The organism is Leptospira johnsonii (genome assembly GCF_003112675.1).
GTDB classification, from domain to species: Bacteria; Spirochaetota; Leptospiria; order Leptospirales; family Leptospiraceae; genus Leptospira_B; species Leptospira_B johnsonii.
The window spans coordinates 500,462-515,954 of sequence record NZ_BFAY01000011.1; the positions used below are offsets into that span (position 1 = coordinate 500,462).

Annotated in this window: 17 protein-coding genes; 9 read left to right on the forward strand and 8 right to left on the reverse strand. The window is 42.2% G+C overall.

Annotated features, from left to right (window positions below; translation table 11 throughout):
• Positions 1-91: 91 nt before the first annotated feature.
• The gene (locus LPTSP_RS11235) at positions 92-673 is read right to left on the reverse strand and encodes a hypothetical protein (protein ID WP_108928844.1); all 582 of its coding nucleotides are present in this window, start codon (positions 671-673) and stop codon (positions 92-94) included.
• A gap of 181 nt (positions 674-854) precedes the next feature.
• On the opposite strand from LPTSP_RS11235, the gene LPTSP_RS11240 reads away from it, so the two are divergent.
• Positions 855-1,262 (forward strand): GreA/GreB family elongation factor, encoded by a 408-nt coding sequence (locus tag LPTSP_RS11240; RefSeq protein ID WP_108928845.1) that lies wholly within the window; start codon positions 855-857, stop codon positions 1,260-1,262.
• Here LPTSP_RS11240 and LPTSP_RS11245 read toward each other — a convergent pair.
• Positions 1,255-3,486 (reverse strand): SulP family inorganic anion transporter, encoded by a 2,232-nt coding sequence (locus tag LPTSP_RS11245; protein WP_108928846.1) that lies wholly within the window; start codon positions 3,484-3,486, stop codon positions 1,255-1,257. The genes LPTSP_RS11240 and LPTSP_RS11245 overlap by 8 nt on opposite strands.
• A 230-nt stretch (positions 3,487-3,716) precedes the next feature.
• Here LPTSP_RS11245 and msrA point away from each other — a divergent pair, with 230 nt between their 5' ends.
• Positions 3,717-4,346, forward strand: a complete 630-nt coding sequence (gene msrA, locus LPTSP_RS11250; protein ID WP_108929883.1) for a peptide-methionine (S)-S-oxide reductase MsrA — start codon at positions 3,717-3,719, stop codon at positions 4,344-4,346.
• Between the two features lie 33 nt (positions 4,347-4,379).
• On the opposite strand, the gene LPTSP_RS11255 is transcribed toward msrA, so the two are convergent.
• A complete protein-coding gene (locus LPTSP_RS11255; protein ID WP_245915553.1) occupies positions 4,380-5,381 on the reverse strand; it encodes a PAS domain-containing protein in 1,002 nt (333 codons plus the stop codon).
• Positions 5,382-5,746: 365 nt separating this feature from the next.
• Between LPTSP_RS11255 and LPTSP_RS11260 the strand changes: the two genes are divergently transcribed.
• From LPTSP_RS11260 to LPTSP_RS11270, 3 genes are all read left to right on the forward strand, one after another.
• Positions 5,747-6,376: a glutathione S-transferase family protein gene (locus LPTSP_RS11260; RefSeq protein ID WP_174704457.1), complete on the forward strand. Its 630-nt coding sequence runs from the start codon at positions 5,747-5,749 to the stop codon at positions 6,374-6,376.
• Positions 6,377-6,455: 79 nt separating this feature from the next.
• Positions 6,456-7,538, forward strand: a complete 1,083-nt coding sequence (locus tag LPTSP_RS11265; RefSeq protein ID WP_108928849.1) for a PA0069 family radical SAM protein — start codon at positions 6,456-6,458, stop codon at positions 7,536-7,538.
• A 110-nt stretch (positions 7,539-7,648) separates the two neighbouring features.
• Complete coding sequence (locus LPTSP_RS11270) at positions 7,649-8,515, forward strand: alpha/beta hydrolase (RefSeq protein WP_108928850.1); 867 nt, start codon at positions 7,649-7,651, stop codon at positions 8,513-8,515.
• Between the two features lie 22 nt (positions 8,516-8,537).
• Here LPTSP_RS11270 and LPTSP_RS11275 read toward each other — a convergent pair whose 3' ends face one another.
• The 3 genes from LPTSP_RS11275 to LPTSP_RS11285 are packed head-to-tail and all read right to left on the reverse strand — an operon-like array spanning position 8,538 to position 9,749.
• Complete coding sequence (locus LPTSP_RS11275; RefSeq protein WP_108928851.1) at positions 8,538-8,954, reverse strand: GFA family protein; 417 nt, start codon at positions 8,952-8,954, stop codon at positions 8,538-8,540.
• Positions 8,951-9,433 (reverse strand): SRPBCC family protein, encoded by a 483-nt coding sequence (locus tag LPTSP_RS11280; protein ID WP_108928852.1) that lies wholly within the window; start codon positions 9,431-9,433, stop codon positions 8,951-8,953. Before LPTSP_RS11280 ends, LPTSP_RS11275 begins: the two co-directional genes overlap by 4 nt.
• A complete protein-coding gene (locus tag LPTSP_RS11285) occupies positions 9,426-9,749 on the reverse strand; it encodes an ArsR/SmtB family transcription factor (RefSeq protein ID WP_108929884.1) in 324 nt (107 codons plus the stop codon). The genes LPTSP_RS11280 and LPTSP_RS11285 overlap by 8 nt, the downstream gene beginning before the upstream one ends.
• A 144-nt stretch (positions 9,750-9,893) precedes the next feature.
• Between LPTSP_RS11285 and LPTSP_RS11290 the strand changes: the two genes are divergently transcribed.
• Together LPTSP_RS11290 and LPTSP_RS11295 are read left to right on the forward strand one after the other, a co-directional pair.
• Positions 9,894-10,334 carry a VOC family protein gene (locus tag LPTSP_RS11290; RefSeq protein ID WP_108928853.1) on the forward strand — a complete coding sequence of 147 codons (441 nt, stop codon included), beginning with the start codon at positions 9,894-9,896 and terminating at the stop codon, positions 10,332-10,334.
• The gene (locus LPTSP_RS11295; RefSeq protein ID WP_108928854.1) at positions 10,331-10,699 is read left to right on the forward strand and encodes a DUF2200 domain-containing protein; all 369 of its coding nucleotides are present in this window, start codon (positions 10,331-10,333) and stop codon (positions 10,697-10,699) included. Before LPTSP_RS11290 ends, LPTSP_RS11295 begins: the two co-directional genes overlap by 4 nt.
• A gap of 43 nt (positions 10,700-10,742) precedes the next feature.
• On the opposite strand, the gene LPTSP_RS11300 is transcribed toward LPTSP_RS11295, so the two are convergent.
• Entirely contained in the window at positions 10,743-12,080 is a 1,338-nt protein-coding gene (locus LPTSP_RS11300; protein ID WP_108928855.1) for an adenylate/guanylate cyclase domain-containing protein, read from the reverse strand.
• 25 nt (positions 12,081-12,105) lie between these two features.
• Complete coding sequence (locus tag LPTSP_RS11305; RefSeq protein WP_108928856.1) at positions 12,106-13,311, reverse strand: DUF4785 family immunoglobulin-like domain-containing protein; 1,206 nt, start codon at positions 13,309-13,311, stop codon at positions 12,106-12,108.
• Between the two features lie 420 nt (positions 13,312-13,731).
• On the opposite strand from LPTSP_RS11305, the gene LPTSP_RS11310 reads away from it, so the two are divergent.
• Positions 13,732-14,550: a hypothetical protein gene (locus tag LPTSP_RS11310; protein WP_108928857.1), complete on the forward strand. Its 819-nt coding sequence runs from the start codon at positions 13,732-13,734 to the stop codon at positions 14,548-14,550.
• A 44-nt stretch (positions 14,551-14,594) separates the two neighbouring features.
• Positions 14,595-15,488 carry a hypothetical protein gene (locus tag LPTSP_RS11315; protein ID WP_108928858.1) on the forward strand — a complete coding sequence of 298 codons (894 nt, stop codon included), beginning with the start codon at positions 14,595-14,597 and terminating at the stop codon, positions 15,486-15,488.
• Positions 15,489-15,493: the final 5 nt, after the last annotated feature.

The window sequence follows — 15,493 nt, forward strand, 5'->3', positions numbered from 1 at the left end:
TTCAATTAAAAATATGAAATACCCCCTAGCTTGGCCCCTAAAAAAGAAAGACCGGTCCGGGCTCAGTCTTATTCATAATTGGAAAAAAATTTCAATCACCTCTGTCTGGTAGAAGATCGGAGATCAGTTCGTAGGTCCAGTCCCCGTACGGATCCTCATCCTTCTTCTCACTCTTGAGAGACCTCCAGTCCTTCCCCTTTCTTTCCATGACTAAAGAAGAAATTCTGAATAGAGAAGTACGGCCGCTCGCCTCTTCCAGTCTGGAACTGTCCCTACCTATTTCTAGAAAACAAGTCAGCGGAAAAATCCTGCTCCAATTTTCCCCCAAACCTAGGATGGCCTCTTCTAGATCTTCCGACTCCGGACCGAGAGCAAGTCTAGTAACGTCCACAAAGATAGGAAGTTCTCTGCCGGCGTGACCAAGAGCACCGGATCGGATCTCTTTACAGAAGTGAACCGCTTGTGAAAAATTTTCTGCGAAGCCCAACACTGCTGAAGAGCGATCATTGGAAATTCTGGAGATCATTCTTCCGAAACTGAGTCCGTCTTCCAGTCCCAGACTTCCTTTGGGAAGGATCAATATAGGTCGAACGTCTTTGCGGACCAAACGAAACAGGTACTTAACTAATGCGAAGGATTTATTTCTAGTCGGCTGGAACAAAGTCAGGAACATGTCTTCTTTTTATGTCGAACGAAACTTATCTTTCGTTTAGTATAATTTATCCGAAAGAAGAAATTCTATGTCGCATAAACGAATGCAATTTTTGTAAAATTCAAGAAAAGGAAAAACGCTTGAGTACATTTTGTGGATATGTAAGTTTCGGATTTGTTTTCTAAGGGAGGCACTGTCCGTTATGAGTGGTAAAAGATTTCTTTCTAAGATTGATCATCAAAAGATTCTCTCCACTCTTGAGGTTTCCGCCCAATCCAAAGTAGTCCAACCAAGTATCTTAGAAATAATACGTAAGACGCTATCTAAGGCTAAAAAGATAGATCAAAACCAAGTCCCCCAAGACTTGATCACTATGAACTCTAAATTCGTGCTCAGAGACTTAGGTAACGCAGAAGCATTCCAATTTACCTTAGTATATCCTGACGAATGTGCTGAAAATGCCCCTTCTAACGGTAAACTTTCCTTATTCTCCGCTCATGGTTCTGCAGTATTAGGCGCCAGAGTGGGCGAAGTAGTTCGTTGGGAGATTAACGGAATGGACAAATACCTAAGAGTCCAAGAACTACTCTACCAACCTACTGCTATTTAGAATAACCGTACAACCCTCCAAGCTCCTTGGAGAGAATGTCTTTATAATCTACTTCGCTTATCTGTCCGTTTCGGATATCATATACCCAACCGTGAATCTCCGGAAATCCATACTTAGCTAAAGCATTCTGTATCATCCCGGTCTTATATAAGTTCACTACCTGTTCTGCAACATTCAGGTGGATCAGTCTCTCTTCTCTTTCATCTTCCGGCAAAGCGTCCAATTCTTCCCTATGTTTTAGATACACATCCTTAATATGCGTGATCCAATTGTCTATAAGGCCGGCGGCCTTCCCCTGAAGAGCAGCTCTGACACCACCACAACCGATATGACCGCAAACAATGATATGTTTTACGTTCAATGCATCGATCGCATACTGGACCACGCTGAATAGGGACATATCGTCTACAGAAACCACGTTAGCGATATTTCTGGTCACGAAAATTTCCCCAGGATTTGTCTTAGTGATCACATTTACAGGAACCCTAGAGTCGCTACAACCTATGAACAATGTCTGAGGTGTCTGGCCTTCTGCATGTCTAGAGAAAAACTCAGGATCTTCCGCAGTCTTCTCCTCCACCCATTCTTGGTTATTTCTCAATAATTTTTGATAAGACTCGCTCATTTCTTTTTTCAAGGATTCGATATCATTTTCCATATTCGGTATCCCTCCTAGGATCACCGTAGTTCCCTTACGGTGGGCATTTTTTCTAAATTCGTGGATCAATTCTTTGATATCCTGATCCATATGAAGTGTTCTAGTCCCGTCTATCTCCAAGGTGATCCCAGAGGGTTGGCTTTCTAGGACCGCTTTGATCTTTGCCTTATGAAAGAAGCCTAAATTTTCTCCTAAAACGATCCTTCTAAACTTGCCGTGACGTTCTTCTCTATATATAGCAGTCCTATGATCCTCATATAGAACGAAAACCAAGGCCACCAAGATCCCGCAGAATGTCCCGATCAGAACATTAGTGAAGAATGTAACGACCACAGTTGCCAAAAATGGTAATAACTGAGAATACCCTTTTTGGAACATCAGGCGGAACATCTCCGGTTTTGCGAGTTTGAGTCCTGTAAAAGTCAAGATCGCAGCAAGAGACGCCAATGGAATGGTATTCATAAATTTAGGAAAAAGTAATACACTGATCCCTATCCAAGCTCCATGAAAAATGGCGGAAAATTTTGTCTTTGCGCCTGAAGAAACGTTTACTGAGCCTCTAACCACCACACTTGTGATCGGGATCCCCCCTGCGAGTCCGCAGGCCATATTTCCTAAACCCTGTGCGATCAATTCCTGAGACATAGGAGTTTTACGATTTTCCTCGTCCAGTTTATCTACTACTTCAACAGAGAGTAAGGATTCTAAAGAAGAAGCAAACGCGATCGTCAATGCCAAGGTCCATACAGGGCCCTGGTCCCAATAGGAGAAGTTCGGAAAATCCAGATGAGCGAAAAGTTCGGAAGGATTTTTAAAAATAGGAAGAGTGACCAAGTGGTCCTGACTCAAAGATCCTCCAGGCAGGAGATGACCTAAAAGTAAATTTGTAGAAGTTCCCAGAATGATCGCCACTAAAGAAGCGGGGATATATTTGAATTTTTTAGCAAAGTATCTATCCCAAATCCAAAAGGATAAAAGAGAGATCACTCCGATCACGAGTACGTTACTCTGTAAATTCCGGAAGGCATGTATGAGCAACATGAGAGAGTTTGTCTCTTTTACTTCATGAGGATCGTGATAGGATTCGTTTACGTCTTCTTTGGTGATATCGAATTCTTCTACCCCGAATTCCTCCACATCGTAACCGATCAAGTGAGGCAATTGTTTCACGACTAGAAGTAAACCGATCGCGACGGACATCCCCGCTACCGTAGCAGAAGGAAGATAAGCGGATAATGCTCCGGTTTTTAAGATCCCTAGCAAAGTTTGGATCATTCCTGCAATTAATAATGCGAGAAGGAATGCTTCGAAGTTTCCCAGGTCTCTGATACCCGAAAGAACGATAGCGGTCAAACTTGCCGTGGGCCCGGAGACACTTAAGGCGGATTTGCTGAAGGTTCCTACTACGATCCCACCTATAAAACCGGAAATAATCCCTGAAAATAAAGGTGCACCGGACGCATGAGCGATCCCCAAACAAAGAGGAATAGCCACCAGAAAGACTGCGATACTTGAAGAAAGATCGTAAGGAAGATTGGAAAGAAATTGTTTTGTTTTTAAATTCATTGATACTCGCATGGCGGGATCCATTCTAAAAAGAATAAAAACCGAGAATTGGAAACGGTTGATAAGTCCGTAACTTTTTCCGACGTCAGTCGAAAGTATCTATAAGCTACTGAAATTGATCTAGCTTGTCCTTACCAGGATTTTTTGAAAAAAATCAAAAGTCGAACAAGTGATAGGTAAGAATGTATAGATCAAAAATTTATAAAAAAAACGGAACGATGAGGAACCTTATGGGAATAAATTTGTTCAAACTTATAAGATTAGAATCCATACTTATAATATTCATAATATTTGGTTTTTCGAATATTCTTTTCTCTAAAGAAAATCCAAAAACAGAAACGGCTATTTTCGCAGGAGGATGTTTCTGGTGTATGGAAGGACCGTTCGAAAAACTACCCGGTGTCATATCCGTAATCTCAGGATACACCGGCGGAAAAGAGAAAAATCCCACTTATGAAGACGTAGGTTACGGAAGAACAGGACATAGAGAATCCGTACTGATCACCTACGATCCCAAAAAGATCGATTACGTAAAACTTTTAGATACGTACTGGAGACAAATAGATCCAACAGATCCCGGGGGACAATTCGCAGATAGAGGCAACCAATACAGAACGGCAATCTATTATAAGAACGAGGCGCAAAGAAAATTGGCCCAAGAATTTAAAGATAAGATAGAAGCTTCGGGAAAATTCTCTTCTCCGATTGCAGTAGAAATTTTGCCCGCATTAGAATTTTATCCTGCGGAAGAATACCACCAGGATTATTATAAGAAGAACCCTTCTCATTATAAACAATATAGGAAGGGTTCCGGAAGAGAGGATTATGTGATCAAGGTTTGGGGAGCAAAGTCTGATTGAAAAACGCAAAGCCTCAACAGCTATGCGTCTCTTTTATTCCCCGAGTAAACGGAAGAGGTAAATTGTTAGTCTTTGCAGTTTATCTCTTTCAGGACCTGGGATCTCTTTTTCTAGATCGATAGTTTTTCTATAGATCGATTTAAGATGGTTTTTCATCGTCCCAGGATGGATACCTAAGTCTTCGCTGATCCGACTCTTATCTTTACCGGAAGCAATTCCCGCACAGATCTCTGTTTCTTTTTTGGTGAGTTTCGTTTTATCTCTTAAAATTCCGATAAGGGTTTCTCGATCCATACCTTCATATTTTCTGAAAGTGTCGGATGGAGATTTGGAAAGATCCAGATTATTCTTTGCTTCTCCCGATTCGGAAAATTCAGAATTAGCAAGGATAGTGCTTAAGAAGCTGGAAACTTCTCCGTTACGGTCTTTGATCGGCAAAACGTTTTGTTTCCAATCTTTTACAAAACCGTTTTTAAGATTCGAGTTAGCGATGGAAACCGAACCTTGTAGGACAGATTCCCAAAACTCATCGTAAAAAGTTTTAGATGCTCCCATCCCGGATTGAAATGCTTTAGGAGTTTTTCCTATAAGTTCATTCTCTTTTAAGCCGGAAATTTTTTCGAACTGTTTGTTCACCGCAAGGATCACACCTTCTTTATCGGTTAAAAACATTCCGTTCTGGGATTGTTGGAACGCTTTGTATAAAGCTTCCTTCTTCCCCGCTTCCGATTCTTTATCTTCCGTAAATACGAATAGATAAGACATCTCCGGCATTAAATAAGCGTGTTGTTTTGTCTGAAGGAAACTTCCGTCCTTCTTCATTAAATGAAGTCCTCTTCCTTCAAACTCTCCCGACTTGCTTACATTAGGTAGTATAACTGTTTCGAAATATTTTTGATCCGTTTCTGAAAGAAAGTCAGTAAGACTCATACTCTTAGCGGATTCTAAAGTAGCGATACTAAGGATCTTCTTTCCATTTTCGTTAATATGAAGAATCCTTCCGTTTGAATCGCAAATTAACAAAATATCGGGCATACTTTCTTGTGTTTGAATAATTTCTTTAACGTTTTCCAAGCTTAGATCCATCCGATTCGTTTTGTTTCTAAAGAAACCGCTCGATTCTTTTCGAAAAGATTTCTCTCTTATTAATAACTTAAGACATGTATTTTTAAAAAAATCCTACAAAGCATTCCTAGAATACCAGGAAGAAGCTTCACTGTTAAATGAAGATCCCTAACCTTCACTGGATTATGTGCACTTGATCATGGAAATTCCTTAAGCTAATTGTTGCAAAAGAAAGGCAAACCAACTCGAAGTCACTGTATCAATCTCTACAAAGTTCCTAAATCGAAAGGATTACTTTCTTGCAGAATCATCCTGCCCTGGGAGATTTTAAAGTTATGAGCGATCTGAAACTTGTAATTGGAAATAAAAACATCTCCTCCTGGTCTTTCCGCCCATGGATCCTACTCACTCAATTCGGAATTCCTTTCGAAGAGATCTCTTTAAAACTATTCACACCTGAATATGCTGCCGTAATCGATAAGTATTCTCCTTCTAAAAAAGTGCCCGTGCTCAACGACGGAGACCTAAGAGTTTGGGACAGCCTTAGCATTGCGGAATATTTGGCAGAAAAATATGCGGAGAAGGGACTCTGGCCCCAAGATCAAATTGCAAGAGCCATGGCAAGATCAGTAACAGCGGAAATGCATTCCGGATTCACCGGCTTAAGATCCAATCTAAGCATGAACTTTCATGGCAGAAAGTCGGACTTCTCCCCTCCGGAAGATGCAAAGAAGGACATAGATAGGATCCAAACCCTTTGGGAAGAATGTTTGAGCTCCTACGGCGGCCCATTCTTATTCGGCAAAAACTTCTGCATTGCAGATGCATTCTACGCTCCGGTAGTTTCCAGATTTATAACGTACGGAGTAAAACTGGGGCCTAAGGCAAGCGAGTATGTGCAAACCATCTCTAATTTATCTTCTTACAAATCCTGGGGAGAAGGAGCTAAATTAGAGATCACCTAAGATCTTTTGTAGGACTTCCAACAAGATACAAACATAATTTTGCTTGTTTTTTGATTAGTATTCCTTAGGATTCTATCCTATGAATTCCAAGAAAAGAGGCACGGAAGAATTGCCTCCTAGTAGATTCGATAAGATCCAAAGGGAAGTCTGGCTAGAAGATAGGTTGGATTTAGGGGAGGAGTCCTCCCCTTCCACTCAATTCTTTTGGGAAGATTCCAAATCTGTTCTCACTCGTAATAAATCGCCGGACATTCCATTCGATGCAAGTATCAATCCATATAGGGGTTGTGAGCACGGATGCATTTATTGTTTCGCAAGACCAAATCATTCTTATGTGGATCTTTCTCCGGGACTGGACTTCGAAACAAAAATATTCGTTAAAAAGGATCCGGCCAAACTTCTAGCGGAAGAATTAAGAAAGAAAAAGCAGGCCCTCGAGCCGATCACAATTGGAACCGCCACAGATCCATACCAGCCGGGAGAAAGGATCTATAAAAACACAAGATCTCTCTTAGAGGTTTTGTTGGAATTCAAACAACCTGCCGCAATAATCACTAAGTCATCTCTGATCCAAAGAGATACGGACATTCTTTCCGAAATGGGAAAATTAGGAATTTTGAAAGTGTTTCTTTCTATCACTACTTTGGATAAGGAGCTTTGGTCCAAGTTGGAACCTAGGGCTCCAGCTCCGGCAAGAAGAATGGAAACTCTACGCAAACTTACCGATGTTGGAATTCCAACAGGCGTATTATTCGCACCAGTAATTCCTTTTATCAACGACTTCGAAATGGAACATTTACTGGAACAAGCATCTTTATCAGGTGCAGAATCGGCCGGAATGGTATTCGTCAGATTACCGTTCGAAGTGGCGCCTCTATTCGAAGATTGGCTTACAAGGCATTTCCCGCTCAAAAAAGAAAGAGTTCTCAAAGTCATCTCTGAAGCCAGAGGAGGAAAATTATACAAAGCCACTTGGGGAGAAAGAATGAAAGGAGAAGGAAATTATGCGAAACTTCTCCAAAAAAGATTTTCCATCTGTATCAAAAGATTCGGGCTCGCAAAAAGAAGGGAATTAAGGACCGATTTGTTTGCAGTCCCTTCTCGTTATCTTTTAAAAAAGAAAAAACATGAGGAATTCCTACCGGGGCTCTTTCCGGAATAAGGGCAATAAGCCAGTACAGCCATTACGTTCGTTCGAAATAATAGAAAGAAAGAATCGGATAGGATAGAAATTTCCTTCCCCATTTTTCAGACAGATCCGATATTTACCGAATGAATTGGGAACAAAACTACCATCTGGAAGACGGAACCTTCGTAGGAGCAGGCGACGTATCCATCTACTATAGAGCCTACCGTGCAAAAGAAGCAAACAATCCCAGGACTTTAGTAGTCCATCACGGGATCGGGGAACACGGAAAAAGATACGACAATTTGCTCGAAGCGCTTTCCGGAAAAGGATATAATGTTTATCTAATAGATGCTCGCGGCCACGGAAAGTCCGGTGGAAGCAGAGGAGTAGTTACTCATTTTAACCAATTTTTAGCGGACTTGGACAGATTGATCAGTATCGCAAAACAAAAAGAAGGAACGAAACAAGTCACTCTGATGGGGCACTCCATGGGAGCATTGATCGCTTTGTTTTACGCAGGAGAACCTTCTCACCAAGCAAGCTTAGATAGACTTGTTCTGAGCGGACTGCCTATCGCAGTAAAAACGGACTTAGTCATGAATATCAAAAAAGGTGCAGGAAGCCTACTCGCAGGCGCATTCCCGACTCTTACCGTTCCAACCGGATTGGATGTAAACGCTTTGTCCAGAGATAAGTCTGTTGTAGAAGCGTATAAAAAAGATCCTTTAGTTCACGGTTCTGTTGGAGCTTACTTAGGAGATTTCCTTTTGAATTCTAAAGAAAAAGCCTTGGAGAAAGCGGCTCGGATCAACTTCCCAGTCTATCTATTCCACGGAAAAGAAGATTCAATCGCACTTTCTGTCGGAACAGAAGAAGCTTTCAAAGTCATACCTTCTTCAGACAAATCCATGAAAATTTACGAAGGCCTTTATCACGAAACCATGAACGAACTTCCCGGGGACAAAGCAAAAGTTTTGGGAGATCTGGTGAACTGGCTACAGACTCATTGAGAATAAGGGGAGAATTCTCCCCTTAACCAGTCGGCATTTTCTCAAATGACTGCAACGAAGGATCGATTGAATCCCAAGCCAGTCCGCGAACTTTATAAGTAAGTGTATGCGGTGCAAACCGACTCGGCTCATCTAAACTTCCCGCATGGACTGCGATCAAGTCCGGCATTGCGGCAAAGCGCAGATATACCGGCGTTCCGCATACTGGGCAGAAAGAGTGTATCTTCTTATTGCCACTGTCGCCCGCAACTTCCCAGTGAGTCGCCTCACCTGAAATTATCATCTCAGCTCGTGCCGGAAAGGTCAGATAGGAGCCATGACCAGTGCCACTTCTCTTCTGGCAATCAAGACACTGGCAATGATTCTGGAAGATGGGTTCGTGATTGGTTGTATAGCGGATTGCGCCGCAAGCGCATCCGCCAGTATAAGACTTGGTCATGAAAGACTACCGCTGGCAGCAGACTTAGGCTTAGCAAAAACATCGATGCCCTTTCCCGTTTCTAACAGCGACTTCAGACTGGAAAGAACGATCGGCCAACCTTGTTGGATACCCTTTGCCATTCCACTTCCTGCTTCGAGTTCGTCATGGATGACGGTCAACCGAACCATATCTTCGTATTCCTCGACATTGAACGTTACACGGCTATAGCTTTCCGGATCGGAAGCTTGCGAAGGACTCGCCCAGCTGATAACCAAACGTGTAGGAGGAACAACCTCGACGACCTTACCGACTATATTAACAGTGCGCTCCTCATTATTACGCACATGTTCCCATGAGGATCCGGGCTTCCAGTCGGAGATATTCTCATGGCCCCAGTACAGCTTCGCGATCTCAGGCTTTGTGATTGCCTCGAATACTTTTTCCGGCGTCGAGCGGATATACGTTACATAAACGAAGCTCGTTTTCTCTTTACTCATTATTCTCTCCTTCAAGTTCCTTCTTCAGGTCGTGCAGCAGACTAAGCCGCTGTTGTTCGAATTTCCGCACCCACCTCTCGTAAACCTCGTGCAGAGGAACCGGGTTGATGAAATGTAACTTCTCCCGGCCACGCCAAACTGTGCTCACCAGATTGGCAGCCTCGAGAATCCCAAGATGCTGAGTGGTCGATTGCCGTGCTATGTCCAAGTGCTCGCATAATTGGCTCAAAGTTTGGCCGTTCTTTTCGTATAGAAGGTCGAGCAGCTTTCTGCGTGTCGGATCTCCCAGCGCCTTAAAAACATTATCAGCGTCCATTCGTTGCGTTTGTAAAAATAACATGCAGGTAAATACCTGCATGTCAAGCAAAATACTCGAAAATTACCGACCAATCGATTGATAAATCGATCGACCATGTGGACAATATTGAAGGCACACTAGCAAAACGGAGAATATAAGAAAATGACAGTAAAACGAATGGACAATGTCAGTCTCGTTGTCGAAGACCTTGAGGCTACGATTGCTTTATTCACCGAACTTGGCTTAGAATTCGAAGGACAAATGAGAGTCGAGGGATCTTGGGCCGATCATGTAGTTGGACTTGAGGGCATGCAAGTCGACATCGCAATGATGAGAACTCCGGACGGACACAGTCGCCTGGAACTGTCGAAGTTCATCAGACCGAAAGCCATACAGCCGGAACCTAAGAATCCTCCTGCAAATACTTTAGGATATCTTCGTGTTATGTTCGCTGTCGAAGATATTAAGGACGTTATGACTCGTCTCGAACGTCATGGAGTCAAACTTGTCGGTAAGCTCGAACAATTTGAAGATAGTTACCTTCTTTGTTATTTACGTACCCCTGAGGGTTTTATCATCGCACTTGCAGAGGAACTTAAATGAAAACAACGGAAAACCATAAGATCTATACAACTTCTTTCGCTAGCGTTTATCCCTTGTATGTTAAAAAGGCGGAAAGAAAAGGGAGAACAAAAGCAGAAGTTGATAAGATTATTTTTTGGCTCACTGGATACGATCCTAAAAGTTTTCAGAAACAACTTAAGAATGAAGTCAATTTCAGAGATTTTTTTGATCAGGCACCTCATCTCAATGAGAACGTTTCTTTGATCAAAGGAGTTATCTGCGGCTATCGTGTCGAAGAGATTGAAGACAAACTTATGCAGAAGATCCGTTATCTTGATAAGTTGGTCGATGAATTAGCTAAAGGAAAGGCTATGGAAAAAATCCTCAGAGGCTCGAATCAATAATTAAAACCTACACTAAGTCGCAAAGCAATCTTGGAGTGATACTTCAAAGAAGCTTGTATCGTCTCCGAAATTCTTCATTTGGGATCCTTTCTTCCCCAGCTCGTCGAAGATCGGTCAAGAGTCCATTGACAAAGTGCATTTCGATCTCTCCCTTGTGTTTGGCAGGCACAGCCCCCCTATATTCACAATCAAAGAAATCTTTTATTAGTTCATATGTGGCACCGGAAACATTGATACGCCCCGGAATACCGGATGATTCGCAGCGGCTAGCAATATTGACTGTATCGCTCCATACGTCGTATGCAAACTTTTTCTCGCCTATAACGCCAGCTACCAGATCTCCTGAATGAATGCCAAGACGAAGTTCCCAGTATGGTAGACCTTGGTTCGCCTTGATTTCTTTCATTTGATTCATGAAGGCCTGGATTTCAAGAGCGGCCATTACACAGTCGATCGCGTGCGTCCTGCTCGACTCCGGGATCCCACCCGCAAACATATAGCTATCTCCGATTGTCTTGAGCTTCTCTAGATTGTGTCTTTCCATTACGCTATCAAAATAGGAGAAGCAGCGGTCGAGCTCCGCGACGAGTTCCGTGGGCGATAGAGTCTCCGCAATCTGAGTGAAACCCTTGAAGTCGGTAAAACAAACCGTTGCACTGCGATGCAATCGAGGTTCAGAAACTCCCTTCTCTTTCAACTCTTGGGCGATTTCTTCCGGCAATATATTAAGAAGTAATTGCTCCGACTTTTTATGCTCTTCCGTTAACTTTGCTTCTGCGGAATCTACCGCCTTCACAAATTGGTAAATAATCAGAACGAAAAGAACGCATAGTAGTACCAGAGGGGGCATAAGATACTCGGCCGGTACTACCCATCTCGGTGGACCGAATATCGCATCCCCGCCTAAAACTTTATAATAATACTGGCTAAAAAGAAAAAGCCCTAAAGGCAAAATAGAGATTACGACCCTTACAGTATTAAACTTCTTAGAGATCATTAGAAACGACAAAATAGAAGTAACTAGAAACCCTAACGGTGCAGGATCATCCGCTTGAGACATTGTCAGCGCTAAAAGGTGATAATTAACAGCGACTAATGTAATTACCGCAGATAAATTATAATAATGTAATCTTAATAAATAAAATGCAAATAGTAACGGAATGATAAGAAGGAAATAATGGATAAAAGAGAAGGTATGGGTTTCAGGAGGTTCATTAAAATATATTGAGACAAGCAGTAGTGTCGGGATCACAAGCATACTCAATTGAGTATAAAATGTAGTTCGGACCGGCCTTGCTTCGGATTGAGTCAGACCACTAATGATTTTTTTACATTGAAACCATTCTCGTATCGCATAATATATATTATTTACTTTTTTCATCACGAATTCACCTCCTTTCCATCTTCTAACGTGCTAAGTCTTGTAATTGTTTAACCTTCTGGTCCTTTTCCGGAGACTCGTACGCTTTTAAGGAGAATGTATTCAGATTATATTCCTTAGTAGTATAGTTTTCCTTATAAGGAGCGACTAACTCTTTATCAGGCTCTGTGGTTTTTGCGGCAAGGATCCTTCTCATTCCTTCTTCTCCTTGCCCGAACCAATCCGGATCTACTGCAAGGTTTACCCTATGGCCTCTCAATTGGGTCAAAGCATAAGGGCCCTCGTATCCGCTTTCTCGGATCAACTTTCCAAAAAACAAAAACTCCACTTCTTGTCGTCCGGCGCTCAATTTTCCGTCAAAGCTTGCCCAAGCAATAGGATCTCCATTGCCCGCATTTACAAGGTTTGCTTCTAAATGATAATTTCCGGCCTTAAATACGTTCACTCCTGTTTTTATGCTCAAAGAACCGTCTTTAGGAACATCCAAAAAGTAACCACTCCATTCCGCAGGTAAATAAGGAGAAGAGAAGAAGGAAGACAGAACTTTACCCTGTTTTTTTTCCTTTCCATATTCGATCTCCACTTCTAGGAACATATCTCCCCAATCCTTGTAAGTGGGTCTCCATTCGAATGTAAAAACATTATCCTTTGCATGGGCGTCCCCATCTATTCCCTTATCGTTTCCATCAGGAGGCAAGGCCACGAATTTGTTACCATCGAATTCCTTCCAAAGCTTCACATTACGAATACTTAATGGAGCTTTTTCGAAATTACTCGTATTAAAACATTCTAAGGTGATATGGAGAGGATCCTTCACGCCGATCGCCGCCCATTGTAAAGGTTGTAATTTACAGGAATAACCGTTTGGCTTTTTGTCCTCAGGTTTATCCACCATTGGGATCGGAGAGATTTGTATAAAATAAGGATTCGTTAGATCTTCATTATATTTGGTCAAAGGCCTGGAGTTAGGCGGATATTCGGACCATTCTAAATAATCTTTTAAAATTTTTTCGGGGGGGATGGATTCATCCAAACTTTCCAAAAAGTTAGAATTATCCGCTGCGGAACCACCACCAGGTGGACTTCCTTTCGCCATCCATTCAGCTTTCGCTTTTTTTTCTTCTTCCGACAAGAACCAACCGTTCTCTTCAGCCTCATCCCTTAATAGATAGAAAACCAAGGCAGCAGCAATTGCGACTCCAAGGTAGATAAAAATTTTTTTTTGACTCATCTCTAGTTTTTCAGTGCCCAGTACAGGCTCACCTGTATATGAAATAGGGAACCCTTTCTCAACCTTTATTTTAAGAATCTGGAAAGGAGAAATTCACTAATCCTTTTGGACTAGTTTTATTAGAACGGATTCTTTTCAGTTCGATTGTTTGATTTGCCAATCTTCTTATTTCTCACTTACAAATCCTTATAACAATTATTTGGAAATAAATTGTAACTAACACTGCACGCTATTGTAGCGTACGCTATACATTATGATTCAATAATATAGTTATTCGATTCTATCATTTTTTACATTCTACCCGTTATGTTAAAAAAAGTCCAATCACTTGACTCAGAAAGCCACTTAGCTCATACTTGTAGACCGGGAAAATCAAAAGCTAAGGTTTTGGTTTTCCCTAAAGATCGGAGAATAGAGAAGATGAAAAATTGGAAAAGTATGGTATTGGGATGTGTTTTCGCATCGTTGTTTGCTGGTTCGCTTTCTGCGCAAACCTACACGGTTTTCATTCACGGAAAGTCTGACAGCAACCACAACGGAGTGGGAACTACTGACGTGAATAACTATTGGGGAAGCGCACCGAACTCTGTGTCCGGAGCTAAAATTTTCGTCGGTTACGACGGAACTACTGACCCAAGAACTTATGGATCGGCCAGAGCTCAGACCAATGTCACTACGGGCTTGAATACATATTGCAAGGGCTCCAACTCCTGCAAGATCGTATGTCATAGCGCGGGTTGTTATGCGATAGAGTATTGGTTATCTAATCTGGGAGCCACTGCAGCGAGCAAAGGTTATAACTTAACTAAAGTTACTGCTTTAGCTTCTGCTTCCGGTGGATCCGAGCTTGCTTCCGCTCTGAATGGTGTTACATTCGGATTCGGCGGCAACGCAATGGATAAATCCCTGATCGTTGGTACCGCTCGCGGCGCTTACAACCACAACAACACTGCTGGTATCACTGTATACCAAGTACCAGGTTATAAAGGTATGGCTGGTGCTTCCCTGATTCTTCCAGGCGAGGACGATTACGCAGTCGCTTTCCATTCTTCCTGTGCTTATAACAAGTCGGGCGGAGTTAGCGTTTGTCAATCTTCGTTGACTCAGAGCGAAGGTATTTGGCCGTTCAACTCGAACGTAACCTATACTCAGTTCCAAGGTCACACGAGAGCTCCTTCCGTAGGATCCTCAGGGTTATACTTGAACCACAGTGAATTGAAAAACGAAGGCTGGAGATAATCCAATCCAAAGTAGCGCGTCGAAAAACCGGCGCGCTATCGTTTATGAAAATCTTAAGTATTTTACTCTCCTTATTTATATTCCAGTGCTCCCAAATACAATGGAGACCCGCAAGCCTTGCGGTAGAAAGAGGCTGGTCCGAAACCGGCAAAAACATAGTTCAAACAGAAGTGATCTACGAAGAAAAGGATGCATGGAATCCTTTGAGTGGGACCACTCACAAAAAGAATTACAGAACTAAATTCAGGATTTATGAAATATCAGGTCCCGGGAACGATTCCGGAGATCCGCCAATTTATTCTTATGAAATAGGATCTTGGACATTACCTGGATCGGTGTATTTTCATTCTGCAACCAACCGTTTATTTTGGATCCAAGGCTCAAACGACGAGTATGGTGGAGCTATACGTTTCCCTGCGGTTTGGTCTCCGAAAGGATTTCATTCTTTCGAACCTAAAAATTTCCAAAGAGAAGACCAGACTATCTTTCAATTCGTACCTTCTCCAGACGGAGGAAAGGCAGCAATTATATTAGGAAAATTGAAATCGGATCTGGAAATTGAGTCCCCTACTTTGATCATAGCCGACGTGAACGGACAATCTTCTTCTTATGATAGATCTTATTTCGAGTTCCAATTAGCAAAATGGGAAGAAACTCCGGAATTCAAGATCCGTTGGTCGGAAAATTCGGATCTTCTGTACATTCGAGTACAAGACAAAGTTTTTAGAACGAACGAAAAAGCCAAGAAGTTGGAAGATGCGAAAGAATTCCCGGTTTGTTTTTATCCGGCTTCGAGTTTCGGACCAGTGGGGATCAGTCCGGGAGGAAAAGGAGGAGATTCGGATATCGCCAGGGATATGGAGCCTCCTCCATTCAAACGTTATAAGGACAAACCCTTGGTCAAAAGTTTAAACCAGACCAAGGATTGCAGCCAATAACTTCG